The sequence below is a fragment of the Aquabacterium sp. T101 genome (genome assembly GCF_057219775.1).
This window is the reverse complement of sequence record NZ_JBXVVZ010000007.1, coordinates 125482-143995: the sequence shown is the minus strand read 5'-3', so window position 1 is coordinate 143995 and position 18514 is coordinate 125482. Positions and strand designations below refer to the sequence as shown.

At 71.5% G+C, this 18514-nt stretch carries 17 protein-coding genes; 6 read left to right on the top strand and 11 right to left on the bottom strand.

The window, feature by feature from the left end; translation table 11 throughout:
* Positions 1–154 precede the first annotated feature (154 nt).
* Positions 155–1930: an FAD-dependent oxidoreductase gene (locus AC2EAQ_RS16225; protein WP_484645389.1), complete on the top strand. Its 1776-nt coding sequence runs from the start codon at positions 155–157 to the stop codon at positions 1928–1930.
* Between the two features lie 80 nt (positions 1931–2010).
* The gene (locus AC2EAQ_RS16220; protein WP_484645388.1) at positions 2011–2586 is read left to right on the top strand and encodes a hemerythrin domain-containing protein; all 576 of its coding nucleotides are present in this window, start codon (positions 2011–2013) and stop codon (positions 2584–2586) included.
* 27 nt (positions 2587–2613) lie between these two features.
* On the opposite strand, the gene AC2EAQ_RS16215 is transcribed toward AC2EAQ_RS16220, so the two are convergent.
* The 5 genes from AC2EAQ_RS16215 to AC2EAQ_RS16195 all read right to left on the bottom strand — a co-directional run bounded on the left by AC2EAQ_RS16215 (position 2614) and on the right by AC2EAQ_RS16195 (position 8927).
* Entirely contained in the window at positions 2614–4596 is a 1983-nt protein-coding gene (locus tag AC2EAQ_RS16215) for a methyl-accepting chemotaxis protein (protein ID WP_484645387.1), read from the bottom strand.
* A gap of 106 nt (positions 4597–4702) precedes the next feature.
* Positions 4703–5512, bottom strand: coding sequence for a sugar phosphate isomerase/epimerase family protein (locus AC2EAQ_RS16210; protein ID WP_484645386.1), 810 nt, complete (start codon positions 5510–5512; stop codon positions 4703–4705).
* Positions 5509–6327, bottom strand: coding sequence for a sugar phosphate isomerase/epimerase family protein (locus AC2EAQ_RS16205; RefSeq protein WP_484645385.1), 819 nt, complete (start codon positions 6325–6327; stop codon positions 5509–5511). The genes AC2EAQ_RS16210 and AC2EAQ_RS16205 overlap by 4 nt, the downstream gene beginning before the upstream one ends.
* A 10-nt stretch (positions 6328–6337) precedes the next feature.
* A complete protein-coding gene (locus AC2EAQ_RS16200) occupies positions 6338–8128 on the bottom strand; it encodes an FAD-dependent oxidoreductase (RefSeq protein WP_484645384.1) in 1791 nt (596 codons plus the stop codon).
* Positions 8118–8927, bottom strand: coding sequence for an IclR family transcriptional regulator (locus AC2EAQ_RS16195; RefSeq protein WP_484645383.1), 810 nt, complete (start codon positions 8925–8927; stop codon positions 8118–8120). The genes AC2EAQ_RS16200 and AC2EAQ_RS16195 overlap by 11 nt, the downstream gene beginning before the upstream one ends.
* A 153-nt stretch (positions 8928–9080) precedes the next feature.
* Here AC2EAQ_RS16195 and AC2EAQ_RS16190 point away from each other — a divergent pair, with 153 nt between their 5' ends.
* From AC2EAQ_RS16190 to AC2EAQ_RS16175, 4 genes are read left to right on the top strand one after another with little or no spacing between them, the layout of a single operon-like run.
* Positions 9081–10226, top strand: coding sequence for an ABC transporter substrate-binding protein (locus tag AC2EAQ_RS16190; protein WP_484645382.1), 1146 nt, complete (start codon positions 9081–9083; stop codon positions 10224–10226).
* A gap of 40 nt (positions 10227–10266) precedes the next feature.
* Positions 10267–11076, top strand: coding sequence for a shikimate dehydrogenase family protein (locus AC2EAQ_RS16185; protein WP_484645381.1), 810 nt, complete (start codon positions 10267–10269; stop codon positions 11074–11076).
* Positions 11073–11681 (top strand): NIPSNAP family protein, encoded by a 609-nt coding sequence (locus AC2EAQ_RS16180; RefSeq protein WP_484645380.1) that lies wholly within the window; start codon positions 11073–11075, stop codon positions 11679–11681. The genes AC2EAQ_RS16185 and AC2EAQ_RS16180 overlap by 4 nt, the downstream gene beginning before the upstream one ends.
* Positions 11681–12718, top strand: coding sequence for a Gfo/Idh/MocA family protein (locus AC2EAQ_RS16175; protein ID WP_484645379.1), 1038 nt, complete (start codon positions 11681–11683; stop codon positions 12716–12718). Before AC2EAQ_RS16180 ends, AC2EAQ_RS16175 begins: the two co-directional genes overlap by 1 nt.
* Before the next feature lie 113 nt (positions 12719–12831).
* On the opposite strand, the gene AC2EAQ_RS16170 is transcribed toward AC2EAQ_RS16175, so the two are convergent.
* The 6 genes from AC2EAQ_RS16170 to AC2EAQ_RS16145 all read right to left on the bottom strand — a co-directional run bounded on the left by AC2EAQ_RS16170 (position 12832) and on the right by AC2EAQ_RS16145 (position 18447).
* Positions 12832–13728, bottom strand: a complete 897-nt coding sequence (locus AC2EAQ_RS16170) for a sugar phosphate isomerase/epimerase family protein (RefSeq protein WP_484645378.1) — start codon at positions 13726–13728, stop codon at positions 12832–12834.
* Between the two features lie 100 nt (positions 13729–13828).
* Positions 13829–14704, bottom strand: a complete 876-nt coding sequence (locus AC2EAQ_RS16165) for a 4-hydroxyphenylpyruvate dioxygenase (protein WP_484645377.1) — start codon at positions 14702–14704, stop codon at positions 13829–13831.
* Between the two features lie 11 nt (positions 14705–14715).
* Positions 14716–15579: a shikimate dehydrogenase gene (locus AC2EAQ_RS16160; protein WP_484645376.1), complete on the bottom strand. Its 864-nt coding sequence runs from the start codon at positions 15577–15579 to the stop codon at positions 14716–14718.
* Complete coding sequence (locus AC2EAQ_RS16155; RefSeq protein WP_484645375.1) at positions 15576–16583, bottom strand: TRAP transporter substrate-binding protein; 1008 nt, start codon at positions 16581–16583, stop codon at positions 15576–15578. The genes AC2EAQ_RS16160 and AC2EAQ_RS16155 overlap by 4 nt, the downstream gene beginning before the upstream one ends.
* Before the next feature lie 38 nt (positions 16584–16621).
* On the bottom strand, positions 16622–17899 hold the full coding sequence (locus tag AC2EAQ_RS16150) for a TRAP transporter large permease subunit (protein ID WP_484645374.1): 1278 nt from the start codon (positions 17897–17899) through the stop codon (positions 16622–16624).
* Positions 17896–18447, bottom strand: a complete 552-nt coding sequence (locus AC2EAQ_RS16145; RefSeq protein WP_484645373.1) for a TRAP transporter small permease — start codon at positions 18445–18447, stop codon at positions 17896–17898. Before AC2EAQ_RS16145 ends, AC2EAQ_RS16150 begins: the two co-directional genes overlap by 4 nt.
* Positions 18448–18514: the final 67 nt, after the last annotated feature.

Sequence of the window (18514 nt, the reverse complement as noted above, 5' to 3'; positions counted from 1 at the left end):
CGTGCCCGCCCGCGCCCGGGCTGCGCCAGCGCCGGCAGGCCATGCCGCGAACCTCAAACCGCCGAAGCGCGAGCGAGGCCCGCACACTCACCACGGTGATACACTGCCCCACACTGGAACACAATTCCACTTTTATCCTCGAAGACACGCCCCCATGCCCTACCCCACCCCGCTGACCCAGATCCCCGACGACACCGAGTACGACGTGGTGGTGCTGGGCGCCGGCGGCGCAGGCATGTCGGCGGCGCTGTTCGCCGCGATCGCCGGCGCCAGGGTGCTGCTGGTGGAGTCCACGGCCCAGGTGGGTGGCACCTCGGCCTACTCCGCGGCCACCACCTGGATCCCCGGCACGCACCTCGCGCCCCAGGTGAACCGGGACGACACGACCGACAACGCCACGCGTTTCCTCGACAACGCTGTCGGCGCGCGTTCGCCGCGCAGCCTGCGCGACGCCTTTGTCGCCCACGGTGCCGCGGCGGTGAAGACCATCGAGGACCACTCGCACGTCAAGTACCGCATCCGCCCGTTCCACCCGGACTACCTCTCCGAACTGGAAGGTTCCACGCTGTGCGGCCGGGCGCTCGAGCCGCTGCCCTTCGACGGCCGCCTGCTCGGCGAGGACTTCGGCCTCGTGCGCCCGCCGATCCCCGAGTTCATGGTGCTCAAGGGAATGATGGTCGACCGCGACGACATCCCGCACATGCTGGGCTGGAACAAGTCGCTCAAGTCGGCGCTGTACGTGGCGCGCGTCGTCGGCCGCCATCTGGTCGATCGCCTGCGCCACCCGCGCGGCACGCGGCTGCTGATGGGCAACGCGCTGATCGGCCGGTTGCTGCTGTCGCTGCGCGAGCGCGGCGTGACGCTGCTGACCGAGGCGCGCGTCACCGCACTGCACCGCGACGGCGGCGGCCCGGTCGACGGCGTCACGATCGAGCAGCAGGGCCGGTCACGGCGCATCGCGGTGCGCGGCGGCGTGGTGCTGGCCAGCGGCGGCTTCAACCGCCACCCCGAGCGCCGCGCGCGCCTGCTGCCCGGTGCCAACGAGGCCTGGTGCCCTGGCGCACCGGGCCATGCCGGCGCCGCGCACGACCTGGCCGAGCGAGTGGGCGCCGTCTACGGCCGCGGCGGCGGCACCGAGCCGCTGTCGCATGCGTTCTGGGCACCGGTGTCGCTGCGCCGGCGAGCCGACGGCAGCACGGCGGTGTTCCCGCACTTTGTGTTCGACCGCGCCAAGCCCGGCACGATCACCGTCGACGGCGAAGGGCGCCGCTTCCTCAACGAGTCCACGTCGTATCACCTGTTCGGCATCGCGATGCAGGCAGCGCACCGCGAGCGTCCGTCGGTGCCGGCCTATCTGATCACCGACGCCGAGGGCCTGCGCAAGTACGGCCTGGGCATGGTGCGGCCCAAGGGGATGGGGTTGGCATCGGCACTGGCCGACGGCTACGTGACGAGCGCGGGCAGCGTGGCCGAACTGGCGCGCAAGCTCGGCCTGCCCGAGGCGAACCTGGTGCAGACCATCGAACGCTTCAACGGCTACTGGCGCGAAGGCACCGACCCCGAGTTCGGCCGCGGCACCACCGCCTACCAGCGCGCCAACGGCGACGCCACCTGGGTCGGCCCCAACCCGAGCCTGGGGCCGGTGGAGCGCCCGCCCTTCTACGCCGTGAAGCTCTACCCCGGCGACATCGGCGCGGCCACCGGCTTCGCCACCGACGCCGACGCGCGCGTGCTGGACGGCCAGGGGCGAGCGATCCCCGGGCTGTACGCCGCCGGCAACGACATGCAGTCGATCATGGGCGGCGTGTACCCGGCGCCGGGCATCACCCTCGGCCCGGGCCTGGTGTTCGCCTACCTCGCCTCGCGCCATGCCGCGGCCCGGGCGCGCGGCGAGGTGCCCGCCGTGGCCGAAGCGCGCGCCGCCGCCTGAGCCCGAGGCCGCCTTGATGTGTCGCAAGGACGCGCCCGCGTCCCGGTGACACGATGCGTCGCAGGACCGGAGGCACCCCGATGCAACCCCATGCCCTGCAGGTGATCAACGACGAGCACGTGGCGGTCGCGGCGATGCTGCGCTCGATGAACATGCTGCTGCGCCAGGCGCGCGACCGCCGCCGGCCGCCGCCGTTCGACGTGCTGCGCGCGATGCTGTTCTACGTCGACGAGTTTCCCGAACGCCTGCATCACACCAAGGAGAGCCAGCTGCTGTTCCCGCGGCTGCGCGAGCGCTGCCCCGCGATCGCGCCCACGCTGGACCTGCTGGACGCCGACCATGCCCGGGGCGAAGCCGCGATCCGCGAACTGGGCCACCGCCTGATGGCCTACGAGGTGATGGGCGAGCCGCGCCGCGAGGCGTTCGAGAAGGCCTGCGCCGCGTACGTGGACAACTACCTGCGCCACATGGCGCTGGAAGACAGCCGCGTGCTGCCCGCGGCGCGCGAGCACCTGACCGCCGCCGACTGGGCCGAGCTCGACGCCGCCTTCGCTGCCAACCGCGACCCGCTCACGGGCCACCCGGCGAGCGACGAGTACGCGCCGCTGTTCCGCCGCATCGTGGACACGGCACCGGCCCCGGTGGGGCTGGGCTGATCCGGCCGCTTGCCGCGGTCGGTACCGTCAGGCCAGCCGGAAGAACTCCACTTCGCGGCTGAGGCGCTCCGCGTTGTCCTTGAGCGATGCCGCTGCGGCCGCAGTCTGCTCCACCAGCGCGGTATTTTGCTGCGCCATCGCGTCGAGTTGTTCGACCGAACGCCCGACATCAGCCAGGCCTGCGGTCTGTTCGCTCGCGCCGTGACTGATCTCGGCGATCAGCACCTTCACGCTTTCGGCATTGCCCACGATCTCCTGCATCGTGGCGCCGGCCCGCGAGACCACCTTGGCCCCGGACTCGACCTGATCGACACTGGTGCCGATCAACGCCTTGATCTCGCGCGCCGCTTCGCCGGACCGCTGCGCCAGTGCCCGCACCTCGGCGGCCACCACGGCGAAGCCCCGCCCCTGCTCTCCCGCACGCGCGGCCTCGACGGCGGCATTGAGCGCGAGGATGTTGGTCTGGAAGGCGATGCCGTCGATGGTCCCGATGATGTCGGCAATGCGGCCCGAGGAGTCGCGGATGCCGTCCATTGTGCTGACGACCTGACTCACCACCTGACCGCCCTCGGCGGCCACCTCTGCGTTGCGCCCGACCATGTCCGACGCACCTGCCGCGGTATCAGCGGTCTGCTTGACCGTCGCGCCGATCTGAAGCATGGCCGACGAAGTGCGCTGGAGCTGCGCCGCGGTCTCCTCAGTACGGCGCGACAGGTCGGCCGACGCCGCAGCGACTTCGTCGCTGGCTGTGGCGATCTCCCCGGCGTTGGCCCGCACCTGTCCGACGATGCGACGCAGCGCGTCCAGCGTGGTCGACAGCGTGTTCATCAGCCTGGCCACCTCGTCCGTGCCCCAGGGTCGAGGCCGCAGCGACAGGTTGCCGCGGGAGATCTCGTCGAGCTGGCGCGACACTTCGCCGATGCCACCTTGCGTGACACGGTAGAAGGCCACGAGCAGGTAGATCGCCACGCCGATGCCGAACAGCGAAATGCCGATCTGCCGGTACAGCGCGGCCTGCAGACCGGACAAGCGCCGCTCGATGCGGGCGTCGAGAGCGTCGAACGTCTTGACCTGGCCCGCATAGTGCAGCGCGATGGCGTTGTTGGCCTGGGCGACGAAGGCGGGGGCATCACCGGCCGGGGCGCTAGACAGGATCTGCGACTTGACCATGTCGATGAAGCGCCCGCTGGCGGCGACCGCCTCCTGCAGATGAATCTCCGATCCGATGGCAGGGTCGGCCGACACCGCGCGGCGCAGCGACTTCTCCAGACCGGTCTGGTGGGCCAGGGCGAAAGCGAGCGCACTGGCCATCTGGTCGCGCTGGGCTGCGGTCATGGTGCCGCTGCGAAGGATCGAGTTGCCCATGCCCCGCATCTGGCCCAGCACCTCGACGAGGTGCGGCTGCTTGAACATCGACGCGTCCATCAGGTAGAAGGTGTCGACATCGGGATCGAGGGTCAGGTTCGACTGGTCGGCCACATCGTTGACCAGGGCCAGCACCGCCGAGATCAGCGCCGTGTGCTCGGCAAACGTCTCAACGGGCGTGTCGCGCGTCGGCTTCGCTGCCAGTGCCAGCGCCTGTTGACGCACCTGGCCCCAGGCTTCGCGGGTGCCCAGGGCCTGGCCCAGCCGCGCGTCGGCCGCGGCCACTGCCTCGACGGCCTTGGCCACCTTCTGCTGGGCGTCGTCGAGGTCCGCAGCGCGGGCAGTGGCTGCGCGACGGCGGTTCTGCATCGTGTCGAGCAGGGGCATCAGCGTGCGTGCGTACTCGACTCCGAGCCTCTCCTTGGCCGAGAAGTCGATGCTCACGGATGCCGCCTGCCACAACGCCCAGCTGAGCAGAAGGATGGGGATCAGGAAGGCCACGGAGACCCAGGTCGACTTGGCAGGAAATCCGATCGACCGGAACAGTCTCACGCCGGGTGCCATGAAGCCGTGATACCGGAAGAACGCCGGCACGTCGGCGGCACCGGCTGGCGGCGAGATCTCGGGCACTGCGGTGGTGGGCATGACAACTACCTCTCGTCATTGGCACTCCCGTAGTTTCCCGCCCTGCCTTGCGCGGCATTTAAAGATAAGCAGCACGCCTGCCCGTCAAATCGGCGCATGGCGCCAGTCACGGCGCCGCCAGCAGCGCGCGCGACGCCGCCATCGACGCGCGCGCCCAGGCCTCGTGGCCGACTTGCGCCGCGCGGGCGTCGTTGGGCACCTCCACGCACACCGGCACGTCGTCGGGCAGGCAGGCGAACAGGCCGGCGAGGTCGATGTCGCCGTCACCCGGCAGCAGGCGCGCATGGCGCGCGTCGTGGATCAGGCCGTTGTGCGTGGCCGGCCCGGGCAGGTGGCCGTCGCAGATCTGGGCGTAGCGCAGCCAATGCCGCGGCAGCGCACGCACGTCGTCGAGCGTGGCGTCCGAACGCGACCAGTGCAGCGCGTCCACCAGGATGCCCATGTTCGGCCGGTCCACGGCCTCGAGCAGGCGGCGCGCGATGCGCACGTCGGCCACCGCCGACCAGGGCACCGGCTCGACGTCGCAGCCCAGGCCGAAGCGCGCCGCGGCGTCGCACAGCTCGGCGTACGTGGCCGCGAGGCGCGACGGATCCGGGTCGGCGCCGATCACGTTGACCACCTTCGCGCCCAGCCGCTGCCCGACGTCGAACACCGGCAGCAGGTCGGCCACGCGCAGGCCGGGGACCATGCGCACGAGCTCCAGGTCGAACACCGTCACGCCGCGATCGGCCATGCAGGCCAGGGTCTCGCGCAGCATCGGCGGGTCCTCGTGCAGCGGGTAGAACGCGGCGCCGGGCGTCACGGGCAGCAGCCGCACGCCGCAGCCCCAGGCCCCGACGTCGGCCGCCAGGGCCGCCAGCTGCGGCGGCGTGAAGTGCATCGCCTGCAGCGGGGCGAGCGTGTAGCGCCGCGTCACGCGCCGGGGCCCTCGAGAACGCGGCGCGACGCGGCCACCGCGGCCTTCGCCCACGCCAGGTAGCCCATCGCCGGCGCGCGCGTGTCGCTCGGGATCTCGACGCTCACCGGCAGGTCGGCCGGCAGCGCGGCGAACAGCGCATGCAGATCGAAGCCACCCTCGCCGGGCAGCAGGCGCTCGCAGCGCGCGTCGTGGATCAGGCCCTCCGGCGTGGTGGGGCCGGGCACGCGACCGTCGCAGATCTGCGCGTAGTTCAGCCGCGACCGCGGCAGCCGGCGCACGTCGTCCAGCGTGCTGGCGGAGCGGAAGAAGTGCAGCGCGTCCACCAGCACCGCGCCGTTGGGCCGCGCCGCGCCGTCGACGATGCGCGTGGCGTCAGGCACCGACGCCACCGGGCACCACGGCATCGGCTCGAGGTCGCAGCTCAGCCCGAAGGGTGCGGCGGCGTCGCACAGCGCGGCGAAGTTCGCCGTCATGCGGCCCACGTCGGCGTCGTCGCCGGCCACCAGCACGTGCTTCGCGCCCAGCGCCGCACCCACCTCGAAGAACGCACCATGGGCCCGGGCGTCGAAGCCCGCGCCGATGCGGATGATCTCGAGGTCGAGCACGCGCACGCCGGTGTCGCGCTGGCGCGCCAGGGTCTCGGCCAGCTGCGGCGAGCCGCCGGTCATCGGGTGGTGCGCGCCGCCCGGCGCTGCCGGCAGCAGGCGCACGCCGCAGGCGTCGCAGCCGGTGGCGGCGGCGAGGTCCACCATCTGCGGCGGGGTGTACGGCAGCGCGGTGAGTTGCGCCAGCGAGTAGGTGCGGGAGGTCATGGGCAGAGGATCAGGCGGGGGCGGCTTCGCCGAGCGGTGCCGTGGCGACGGCGGTGGCGGACGAGGTGTCGGGACCCTCGCCGGGCATCGGCAGCGGACGACCCGCGGCGTGGTGGGCCAGGATGTAGCCGAACACCAGCGCCGGGCCGAGCGTGATGCCGCCGCTCGGGTAGTGGCCGCCCATCACGCTGCTCATGTCGTTGCCGGCGGCGTACAGGCCGGCGATGGGCCGGCCCTCGGCGTCCAGCGCGCGGGCATGCTCGTCGACCTGCAGGCCGGCGAAGGTGCCCAGGCTGCCGGGCACGATGCGCACGGCGTAGTACGGGCCGGGCCCGATCGGCGCGACGCAGGGGTTGGGGCCGGCGTGCTCGGGGTCGCCCTGCATGCGGTCGTAGGGAATCTCGCCACGGCCGAACTCGGGATCGCGCCCGTCGCGGGCGGCGTCGTTGTAGCGGGCCACGGTGGCGGCCAGACCGGCGGCGTCGATGCCGCACTGTGCGGCCAGCGCCTCGATCGTGTCCGCGCGCTGCAGGTAGCCCGAGCGCAGCGCCGCGCCGACGGGCAGCGGGTGCGGCCGCGCATGGCCCAGGCCGAAGCGGCGCTGGAAACGGTGGTCGCACAGCAGCCAGGCCTGCACCGGCTGGCCCGGGTGCGCGGTGGCGCAGCGATCGAACAGCGCGCGCATGAAGCCGTGGTAGTCGCCGGCCTCGTCGACGAAGCGCTGTCCGTCGCGGTCCACGGCGATCAGCCCCGGCTTGCCCCGCTCCACCAGGTGCGGGAACGCCTGCACGCCGCCGCCGGGCAGCGGCACCAGCGACACCGGCGCCCAGGCACCCGCGTGGGCCACCGTCGTGTCGACCACGGCGCCGGCGCCCTCGCCCAGCCTCAGCCCGTCGCCGGTGTTGGCCACCGGCGCGGCGGACCAGTGCTCGCGGCCGGTGGGCGCGTGCGGGAACAGCGCGGCCTTGCGCGCGCCGTCGTGCGGGAAGCCTCCGCAGGCCAGCACCACGCCGCGGCGCGCGCGCAGCTCGCGTTCGCGGCCGTCGGGCCCGCGCACGCGCGCGCCCACGACGCGCCCGCCCTCGCACAGCAGGCCGACCACGGCATGGCGCTCGTGCAGCGACACGCCGGCGTCGAGCGCCGACTTGAACAGCGCCGCGGCCAGCGCATTGCCGGCCATGCGCAGCGTGCCGCGACCGTGACGCAGCACGTCCCAGCCCTGGCGCAGCACGCGCCGCGTGACGTGGGCGAACGAGTCCCAGGCGCGGCCGGCGCGCAGGAAGTGGCGCAGGTCGCCGCCGATGCTGATGCCCAGGAACGACCACAGCGGGCACGGCGGGCGCAGCCGCGCCAGGTGCGGCCCGAGCACGCGGCCGTCGAACGGCGCCGCGCACACCGAGCGGCCTCCGCTGCGCGCGCCGGGCGCGCGGCCGTGGAAGTCCGGGATCGCGTTGCCGTCGACGAAGCGCAGCGCGGTGTGGTCGAGGTGGAACTGCACCGCCGCCGGCCCGTGCGCCAGGAAGGCGTCGATGCGCGCGGCGCGGAACTGCGGGCCGCAGATCGACAGCAGGTAGCGCCGCGGCTCGGACACCGGCTCGTCGATGCCGGCGGCGCGCGCCAGCGGATTGCGCGGGATGAACATCCAGCCGCCCGACCACGCCGTGGTGCCGCCGAACAGCGGCTCCTTCTCCAGCACCACCACGCGCAGGCCCAGGTGCGCCGCGACCACGGCCGCGGACAACGCGCCAGCGCCGGAACCTGCGACCAGCAGGTCGCAGTCGGCCGGCAGCTCAGGCGACATGGGCCGGGTCGGGCTTGCTGTAGGCGCGGCGGAACAGCGGCGACGCGGCGCTGGCACGGGCCACGTCGGCCGCGGCGGCGATCAGCTCGGGCGCCCACTGCCGCATCTTGGCCTCGGTCAGGCGCACCGACGGGCCGGACATCGCCAGCACGCCGACCGCGCCGTGGCCGGGCGCCATCACCGGCGTGGACATCGCGTTGAGGCCGCGCGCGTAGGTCTCGGTGGAAAAGGCGATGCCGTCCTTGCGCGCCTGACGCACGCACTTCATCACCGCGGCGATGCTGGTGGGCGCGTTGGGCCCGTACTCCGACGGCCGGGCCAGCCCCTGCGCCGACAGCAGCGCGATGGCATCGTCCTCGGGCAGCGTGGACAGCCAGGCGTGGCCGGACGAGGTGCACGACAGCTTCACGTCGATGCCGTGGTCGGGGTCGTAGCGCAGCCCGCTGGTGGCGCCCTGCGACAGCGAGACCCAGGTGATGTGGTCCACGTCCACGACGCCCAGCCGCACCAGCTCGCCGCTGGCCTCGGCCAGGCGGTCGAGGATAGGCTGCGTGAGGTCGACCACGCCCGAGGCCTTGAGGTAGTTCAGCCCCAGCGACACCAGCTTGGTGGTGAGCATGTAGTGGCCGCGCTCGCGCGACTGGCGCACGTAGCCGCGCTCGGCCAGGTCGGTGAGCAGACGGTGCGCGGCGCTGCGCGGGATGTCCAGTTCGTCCGCCAGCGTGGCCAGGGGCACGCCGGCCACGTCGGTGGCCAGCCGCTCCAGGATGGCCAGGGTGCGCTCCATGACGCCGGACATCTGCGCTCCTTCGTGGCGGGCTAGGGAAGATGCGGAGATTGAAACACACTTCAAAAGTGGAATTCAAGTCCAGAAAGGCGATTACACTGCGCCCGAGTTCCCCTCGACCCCATGGCTTTTCCTCAGCCCGACACCACCCCGCAGGAGACATTCATGAAGCAGATCATGTCGCGCCGCACCGTGCTGGCGCTCGCCCTGGCGGCCGGCGCCGCCACCGCCCAGGCGCAGGACGTCATCAAGATCGCCGGCGTCTACGAACTCTCCGGCGCCGGCGCCAGCGCCGGCACCTACTTCAAGGACGGCGTCGAGCTGGCCGTGAAGGAGATCAATGCCAGCGGCGGCATCCTCGGCAGGAAGATCGTCAGCACCGTGGCCGACACGCAGACCCAGCCCGGCGTGGCCAAGGGCCTGGCCGCCAAGGCGGTGGACGACGGCGTGTTCGCGGTGTTCGGCCCGGTGTTCTCCGGCTCGATCATGGTGAGCATGGCCGAGACGCGCCGCGCCGAGATCCCCAACTGGACCGGTGGCGAGGCCGCGGCCATCACCGCCCAGGGCAACCCCTACGTGTTCCGCACCGCGTTCGGCCAGGCCAGCTCGTTCCCCAAGCTCGCCAAGTACATCCAGGGCAAGGCCAAGACGCTGGCGGTGATCTACCAGAATAACGAGTTCGGCAAGGGCGGCCGCGACCAGCTGGCCAAGCTGCTGGCCACCGGCCCGACGAAGATCATCTCGGAAGTGGCCACCGACCAGGGCCAGGTGGACTTCTCCGCCGCGGTGCTCAAGTCCAAGCAGGCCAACGCCGACGCGCTGTTCGTGTACCTCACCGAGGAGGAGTCGGCGCGCGCGCTGCGCGAGCTGCGCAAGCAGGGCTACGACAAGCCGATCATCGGCGAGACGGTGCTGATCAGCCAGAAGGTGATCGAGCTCGCGGGTGACGCGGCCAACGGCGCCACCGGCCACGTCGGCCTGACGGTGGACGCGCCGAGCCCCGAGATGCTGGCGTTCAAGGGCAAGTTCTACCAGGCCTACAAGTACATCCCGGACCACAACGGCATCAAAGGCTACATGGGCGTGTACTCGATGAAGGCCGCGATCGAGAAGGCCGGCAAGATCGACCGCAAGGCGGTGGCGCAGGCGATGCGGGGCCTCGTGATCAAGAAGGCCAAGTACCCGGGCATCATCATGGACGTGCGCTTCGACGACAAGGGCGACATCGACCGCGAGAGCTTCCTGGTCGAGGTCAAGGGCGGTCGCCAGGTGGTGACGGCGACGCTGCCGCCGCTTCAGGAAATCAAGTGATGCCTGCCGCCCGGAGGGGCGGCGACCACTGTCTGAAGGCATGTTCTCCGACTACTCCGGCGCGACGCGGGTGATCTTCATCGTGGGCGATCCGATCGCCCAGGTGAAGTCGCCCTTCGGCGTCACCGAGGCCCTGCGCGCGCGCGGGGCCGACGCCATCGTGGTGCCGGCGCACGTGAGGCCGGCCGACGTGGAGGCGTTCTTCGCGATGGCGCAGCGCATGCCCAACGTGGACGGCATCATCGTGACGGTGCCGCACAAGTTCGACGCCGCGCGTCTGGCGCGGCACGTGACGCCGCGCGCGCAGTCCATCGGTGCGGCCAACGTGGTACGGCGCGCCGACGACGGCACCTGGGAGGCCGACATGTGCGACGGCGAGGGCTACGTGGCCGGCCTGCGCAAGGCCGGCTGCGAGCCGCGCGGCCGGCGCGTGCTGCTGGTGGGCGCCGGTGGGGCGGGCAGCGCGATCGCGCATGCGCTGGTGGACGCCGGCGTGGCGTCGCTGGCGCTGCACGAGGCCGACGAGCCGCGCCGCGTGGCGCTGGCGGCCAAGCTGCGCATCTACGGCCCGGTGCAGCCCGAGGTGGGCAGCACCGACCCGACGGGATTCGACCTCGTCATCAACGCGACGCCGCTGGGCATGAAGCCGGGCGACCCGCTGCCGGTGCAGGTGCAGCGGCTGGCGCCGACCACCTTCGTCGGCGACGTGGTCACGATGCCGCCGGTGCCGCCGCTGATCGAGGCCGCCCGCGCCCGTGGCTGCAGCACGATGACCGGCGCCGGCATGTTCGAGGCGGTCCGCGACCGCATGGTGACCTTCTACCTGGAACGAAAGGCGCCCCGCCCGTGATCCACGAACTGACCACGCTGGAGATCAAGGTCTTCAGCAACGCCAAGGTCTACGCCGCGCTGCAGGAGCGGCTGCCCGCCGCCGGCGGCACGCTGCTGGGGGCCTTCGCCACCGACATCGGCGACCTGTCGCGCGTGATCCTGCTGCGCGAGTTCGCCGACGCCAACGCCGCGGCCGACGCGAAGCAGCGCCTGCTGATGGACGCCGACCCCCTGGGCTGTGCCGAGTGGCTGGTGTCGCTGAAGAGCGAGAGCTACCGGCTGTTCCCGTTCCTGGCATCGCCCGCGCCCGGCCACTACGGCAAGTGGTACGAGCTGCGCACCTACTCGCTGCGGCACGGCAAGCTGGCCGAGACCATCGACGCCTGGAAGGATGCCCTGCCCGCGCGCCATGCGATGAGCCCCTGCCTGGGCGCCTATGCCGCGCTGGACGGCACCCAGCCGCGCTTCCTGAACATCTGGGCCTACGAGAGCGTCGATGCGCGCGCGAAGATCCGCGCCGACGCCGTGGCCCAGGGCGTGTGGCCGCCCAAGGGCGGCCCCGCCAACCTGACGGCGATGCAGAGCAATCTCTGCGTGCCGCTCGCCTTTTCCCCCCTCAAGTGATGACCACCACTCGCCTTCCGATCGCACTCATCGGCGCCGGCGGTATCGGCCGGCCCCATGCCGAGCGCATGCTGCGCCATCCCGACGTGTCGCTGGCCGGCATCGCCGACCCGACACCGGCCGGGCGCGAGTTCGCCGAGTCGATCGGCGTGCCCTGGTTCGCCGGCCACGCCGAACTGCTCGACCGCGTGCGCCCCGGCGCGGCGCTGGTGGCCACGCCCAATGCGTCGCATGCGGCGATCGGGCTGGACTGCATCGCGCGCGGCCTGCCGGTGCTGATGGAAAAGCCCGTCACCGACACGCTGGCCGACGCCGAGCGGCTGTGTGCCGGCGCCGAGGCGGCCGGCGTGCCGCTGCTGGTGGGGCATCAGCGCCGGCACAGCGTGCGGGTGCGTACCGCGCGCGCCTGGGTGGCCGAGGGCCGCATCGGCCGGCCGGTGGCGGCGCACGCCATGGCCACCTGGCTCAAGCCCGACGACTACTTCCAGATGGCCTGGCGGCGCGAGCCGGGCGGCGGGCCGGTGCTGATCAACCTGATCCACGACATCGACATCCTGCGCCACCTGCTGGGCGAGGTGTCCCAGGTGCAGGCCGTCACGTCGAGCGCGGTGCGCGGCTTCCCGGTGGAAGACACCGCGGCGGTGCTGCTGCGCTTCGCCAGCGGCGCGCTGGCCACGCTGATGACGTCCGACGCGACGCCGTCGCCGTGGAACTACGACATGGGCGCCGGCGAGCTGGAGCGCTTTCCGCAGCAGGACGCCGACGCGATCTACGTGTGCGGCACCGAAGGCTCGTTGTCGCTGCCACGGCTGGAGCTGTGGCGCTACCCTGGCGCGCGCGGCTGGGCCGACCCGCTGGCGCAGCAGCGCGTGGCGCCAATGCGCGCCGACCCGTACGACGAGCAGTTCCGCCACTTCCGCGCCGTGGTCGACGGCCGCGAGGCGCCGCTGTGCAGCGGCCGCGACGCAATGGGCACGCTGCGCACGGCGCTGGCGGTGCACGACGCGGCGCGCCTGGGCGCGCCCGTCAACTTCTAGGTCGGCGGCGCGCCTGCCTGCGCGCCCGTCAACTTCTAGGTCGGCGGCGCGCCTGCCTGCGCGCTCGTCAGCTTCCAGGTCGGCGGCGCGCCTGCCTGCGCGCCCGTCAGCGTCTAGCCGCGGCTGCGCAACCGGCTGCCGTCGGGCAGCGGCACCGCCCGGTGCAGCACGTCCTCGGCCAGCCACGCGGCCGAGCGGCGCGCACGCTCGGCCACCAGCGGCAGCGGCATCTGCGTGTAGTCGTCGTTGAAGACCTCGAAGCTGTAGTCGCCGCGATAGCCCATGCGGTCGAGTTCCACCACCAGCCGGCGCAGCTCGTCGCTGTGCACGCCCTCGCCGGGGAACACGCGGAAGTGGCGCGCCGTCTCGATGCGCTCTTCCACGGTGCGGATCTCCTGCCACATGAAGTCGGCCAGCTGCACGAGGTAGATCTTGTCCGGGTCCACCTCGGCCAACACCTCGGTGGGCGTGCGCGTGGCGAAGCTGTGGAACGAGTCGATGCCGATGCCCAGGTTGGGCGCGTCGGCGCGCTCGACGACACGCCAGGCGCCGACGCAGTCGTTGATGTGGCGGCCCCAGGACAGGCCCTCGTAGGCCACCCGGATACCGTGCGGCAGCGCCATCATGGCCAGCTTGCGCAGGTCGCGCGCGAGGGTGGCCTCGTCGCCGGTGGCGTGCCGGCTGGTGGACGAGCAGGCCAGCAGGATCGGGCTGCGCAGCGCGGCGCACATCTCGATCATCGAGCGTGCGATGTCCACCTTGTAGTCGTGCAGGTGCCCCGACAGGCCCTCGAAGTCGCGCAGCACCTGGAAGCCGGTGACGCGCAGGCCGCTGGCGTGAACCTCCTCCACCGCAGCCTGCCAGCCGTCGGCGTGACCGACGAGGTCGCGCGCGGCCAGCATCACCTGCGAGAAGCCGGCGTCGCGGATCGCGCGCAGCTTGGCCGCCAGCGGCCCGGCCAGCGAAATGGTGTCCATGCCGAAGTCGGCGATGTACTCGGCAGACTTCATGACAGCCCCTCGACCGACGTGTACGTCGACCGATCCCCCGAGGGGATGCGGGCCGGCTTGGGAGCGGCCCTGCGCTCGGCCCGCGGCGCCGGCATCGCGTTCACGCCTTCGCCTCGCCGTGATGCACCAGCTCGAACATCACGCCGCCGAGCTGGGGCCGGGTCACCGCGCCGCGCACCTCGGTGTGCAGCGTGTCGGTCTCGACGAAGTCGACGCCGCGCGCACGCAGCGCCTTCACGGCGGCCGGCACGTCCGGCGCGCCGAAGGCCACACGCTGCAGGCGCTCGCCGGAGTCGTCCACCACCAGCGAGTCGGGCTCGATCAGCTGCAGGAAGAAGCTGCCGCAGGGGCTGGCGAGGATGCTGCCGCGCGGCAGGATGCCGAAGCGCTGCTCGCTCGGCAGCACGGTGAAGCCGAACAGCGAGGTGTAGAACTCGCACCAGTCGGCGCTGCGGTCCACGCCCACGTACTGGACGACGCCGAACCAGTGCAGGCCGGCCACGGCGGGCACCTGGGTCTCCACCGTGGGAATCGGCACGAAGTCGACGTCGTAGATGGAGAACTCGCGCCAGCGGTCGATGAAGTAGATGCGGCTGGCACCCGCGCCGTGCACGCCGGGGATGTGCAGCTCCATCGGCTGCACCTTGACCGGCACCGGCCAGCCGCCGAGGTCGACGACACGGCGCCATGCGGCACCGGCGTCGCGCACGCGCAGCGCCACGGCGGCGATCTGCGGCGCCTGCCCGTCCACCGACGGCGTGATGCCATGCGCATTGACCACGATGTTCATGCCGCCCTGGCGGTACAGCAGCACCTCGCGCGAGCGGTGCCGCGCCACCGGGCGAAAGCCCATCGACTCCAGCACCTGGCCCAGCGCCTGCGGGCGCGGCGTGGCGTACTCGACGAACTCGATCCCCTCGATGCCCAGCGGGTTGCTGGCCTCGACGATCGCTTCGCGATCCAGCGTTGACGACATCGGTGCGGTCCTCAATCGGTGCGTGCCGCCACGAGGCGGCGGAAATGCGCGTCCACGCGCGCGGGGTCGGCGGCCAGGCCGGTGAACCGCTCGAAGGCGCCCACCGCCTGGCCCACGGCCATGGTACCGCCGTCGACGACCCGGCAGCCGATCGCGCGCGCCTGTTTCAGCAAGGCGGTCTCGAGCGGAAAGTAGACGATCTCCGACACCCACAGGTCGCGCCGCAGCAGCGACGCCGGCAGCGGCAGGCCCGGCAGCTTGTCCATGCCGGTGGGCGTGGCGTGCACCAGTCCGGTGGCGCCCTGCAAGGCCCGGGCCGGATCGGTCGTGCCGCTGGCCTGCCCGCCATGACGGCGGTTCAGCTCGTCGGCCAGCGCCTGGGCGCGCGCGAGGTCCTGGTCCACCACCACGAGCCGGCGCGCCTTCATGCGGCACAGCGAATGGGCGATGGCCGAACCGGCCCCGCCCGCGCCGAGCAGCACCACGTGCGACAGGTCCGCGTCCGGCAGCGTGCGCTCGAAGCCCCAGCGCCAGCCGGAGCCGTCGGTGTTGTGCCCGACGGCTCGGCCCTCGCGGAACACCACCGTGTTGACCGCGCCCATCGCCGCGGCTTCGTCCGAAAGCTCGTCGAGCAGGGGGATCACCGCCTGCTTGCACGGGTAGGTGATGTTCAGGCCGGCGAAGCCCATCGTGCGGGCCGCGGACAGCAGGACCGGCAGCACCTCGGGGCCATCGCCGCTGCGGTCCAGGTCGATCAGCTGGTAGTGGAGGCGCAGGCCCTGGGCCCGCGCCTCCTCTTCCTGCATCGCGGGCGTCAGCGAGCGCTGGATGCCCTGGCCGATCAGCCCGACCAGCAGTTTCCCGGCCGAAGTCACTTGCGCAGCTTGTCCAGCTCCGCCATCACCTCGGCGACGGTAGCCTCGCCCACGGTGGCCGAGTGCTTGGCGATCACCGGCTTCATCTTCTCGCGGAACTTGACCAGCTCGGCCGGCGCCAGCTCGGTGACGGTCATGCCGCCCTTCTTGATGGCGTCCAGCGCGGTGGCCATGCCGGCGCGCGACTGCTGGCGCTGGTACTTCGCGGCCTCGTCGGCGGCGTCGTCAAGCAGCTTCTTCTCGGCCGGGGTGAGCGTGTCCCAGACCTTCTTGCTGAAGATCACCGACTGCGGGTTGTACTGGTGGTTGGTGATGGCCACGTGCTTCTGCACTTCCCAGAACTTGTTGGCGGCGATCACCGTCAGCGGGTTCTCCTGGCCGTCGATGGCCTTGCTTTCCAGGCCGCCGTACACCTCGGGGAAGGGCATCGGCGTCGGGTTGGCGCCCAGCGCCCTGACCCAGTCGACGTTGATCGGGTTGGGGATCACGCGCAGCTTCAGGCCCTCGATGTCCTCGACCTTGTTGATCGGGCGCTTGCTGTTGGTGATGTTGCGGAAGCCCAGCTCCCAGAAGGCCAGGCCGACGATGCCCTTCTCCTCCAGCTTGGCGTGCAGCTTGCGGCCCACCGGGCCGTCCATCACGGCGTCGGCCTCGCGCGCATTGGCGAACAGGAACGGGAAGTCGACGATCGCCAGTTCCTTGGCCACGCTGGCCAGGATGCCGGTGTTCATCGACACCATCTCGAGCGTGCCGCCCTGCACCGCCGTGACATTGGCCTGGTCGCTGCCGAGCTGGCCGCCGGGGAACAGGTTGATCTTGATCTTGCCGCCGCTCTTGGCCTGCACGATCTCGGCGAACTTCTCCATGCCCATGACGATGGGATGGCCCTTGGGGTTCTGCGTCGCGAACTTGAAGGTGTGCTCCTTGATGTCCTGCGCGGACACGCCGCCGAAGGCGGCCAGGGCCGCGACGGCGACCAGCGACTTGATGAATGCACGCTTCATGGGGTGTCTCCTGTGTGAGGTGCGGGTGGAAGAACGGGTCAGTAGAAGAGCTTGAGCGGCCACAGCACGATCTGCGGGAACAGCACGAGCAGGAACAGCACGCCGAACTGGGCGATCATGAACGGCACCACGCCGCGCGTGACCGAGTCCATGCTCATGCGGCCGACGCCGGCCACCACGTTGAGCACGGTGCCCACCGGCGGCGTCACCAGGCCGATCGCGTTGTTCATGATGAACAGCACGCCGAAGTACACCGGGTCGATGCCCGCGGCCTTCACCAGCGGCATCAGCACCGGCGTCAGGATCAGGATCGTGGGCGTCATGTCCATCGCCGTGCCGACCACGATGACGATCAGCATGATGATGAACATCAGCAGCATCGGTCGGTCGATGAAGGGCTGCAGCAGCGAGATCAGCTCCGCCGGCAGGTTGGCCACGGTGATCAGCCACGCGCTGACCATCGCCGCGGCGACCAGGAACATGATCACCGCGGTGGTCTTGGCGGCCGACGCGAACACCGCGTACAGCTGCGACAGCTTCATCTCGCGGTAGACCACGGTGGACACGAACAGCGCGTACACCGCCGCCACCACAGCCGCCTCGGTGGGCGTGAACACGCCCATCTTCAGGCCCACCAGCACGATGGCCGGCAGCACCAGCGCCCAGGTCGACTCGCGCAGCGCCTTCATCCGCTCGGCGTTGCTGGCGCGCGGCGGCGGCTCGATGCGCTCCTTGCGCGCCACGAGGGTCCACGCGATGGCGATCGCCACGCCCATCAGGATGCCTGGCACGATGCCGGCGAGGAACAGCTTGGTGATCGACACGTTGGCCGCCACGCCGAAGATCACGAACGCGATCGACGGCGGGATGATCGGCGCGATGATGCCGGCCGACGCGATCAGGCCGCCGGCCTTGGCCTTGTCGTGGCCAGCCTTGACCATCATCGGCAGCAGCAGTGCGGCCAGCGCCGCGGTGTCGGCCACCGCCGACCCGGACAGCGCGGCCATCAGCACCGCCGCCAGGATGACCACGTAGCCGAGACCGCCACGCACGTGGCCCACCAGCGTCAGCGCCAGGTTGACGATGCGGCGCGACAGGCCGCCGACGTTCATGATCTCGCCGGCCAGCATGAAGAACGGCACCGCCAGCAGCGGAAAGCTGTTGGCGCCTTCGATGAGGTTCTGCGCCAGGATCTGGGCGTCGAAGTTGCCCATGTAGACCATCAGCGCGACGCCGCACAGCAGCAGCGAGTAGGCGATCGGCACGCCCAGCGCCATGGCGCCCAGCAGCGCCCCCAGGAACACGGCGACGGTCATGGCCGGTCCCCCGGGCCCTTGACGTGGGCGAGGTCCTCGGACTCCTGCACCGTGATCAGCTCGTCGTCACGCAGCCGCCCGGAGAAGAGCCGGCCGAGCTTGAGCGCGTGGAACACCGCGGCCGACACGGCGAACACCACGCCCGCTGCCGGCAGCCAGGCCATCGACCAGCCGGTGACCGGTGCCTCGACATCGAGGCTGATCTTCACCTGTGCCCAGCTGCCGGACAACACCAGCCAGACGCTGTAGAGCATCAGCGTCTCGGCGATGGCCAGGCAGACCTTCCTGCCGCGGGGGCCGAGGCGGCCGACCAGGATGTCGGTGCCGAGGTGGCCGTTGTCGCGCAGCGCGATCACCGCGCCGAGGAAGGTCATCCACACGAAGGCCCAGCGCGACAGCTCCTCGCTGACGGTGATGCCCGAGTTGAAGCCGTAGCGCAGCACCACGTTGCCGAAGACCATGACGACCATGACCCCCAGCAGCCCCACGAGCAGCAGCTCGAGCAGCTTGCAGTAGGCGCCGGTCGCCTTGTCGAACCAGTCGGACATGCGGTCTCCTCGGCGGGACGCGGGCAGAAGCGCCGGGCCACCGTTGGGACGCGATAATGTACGAACC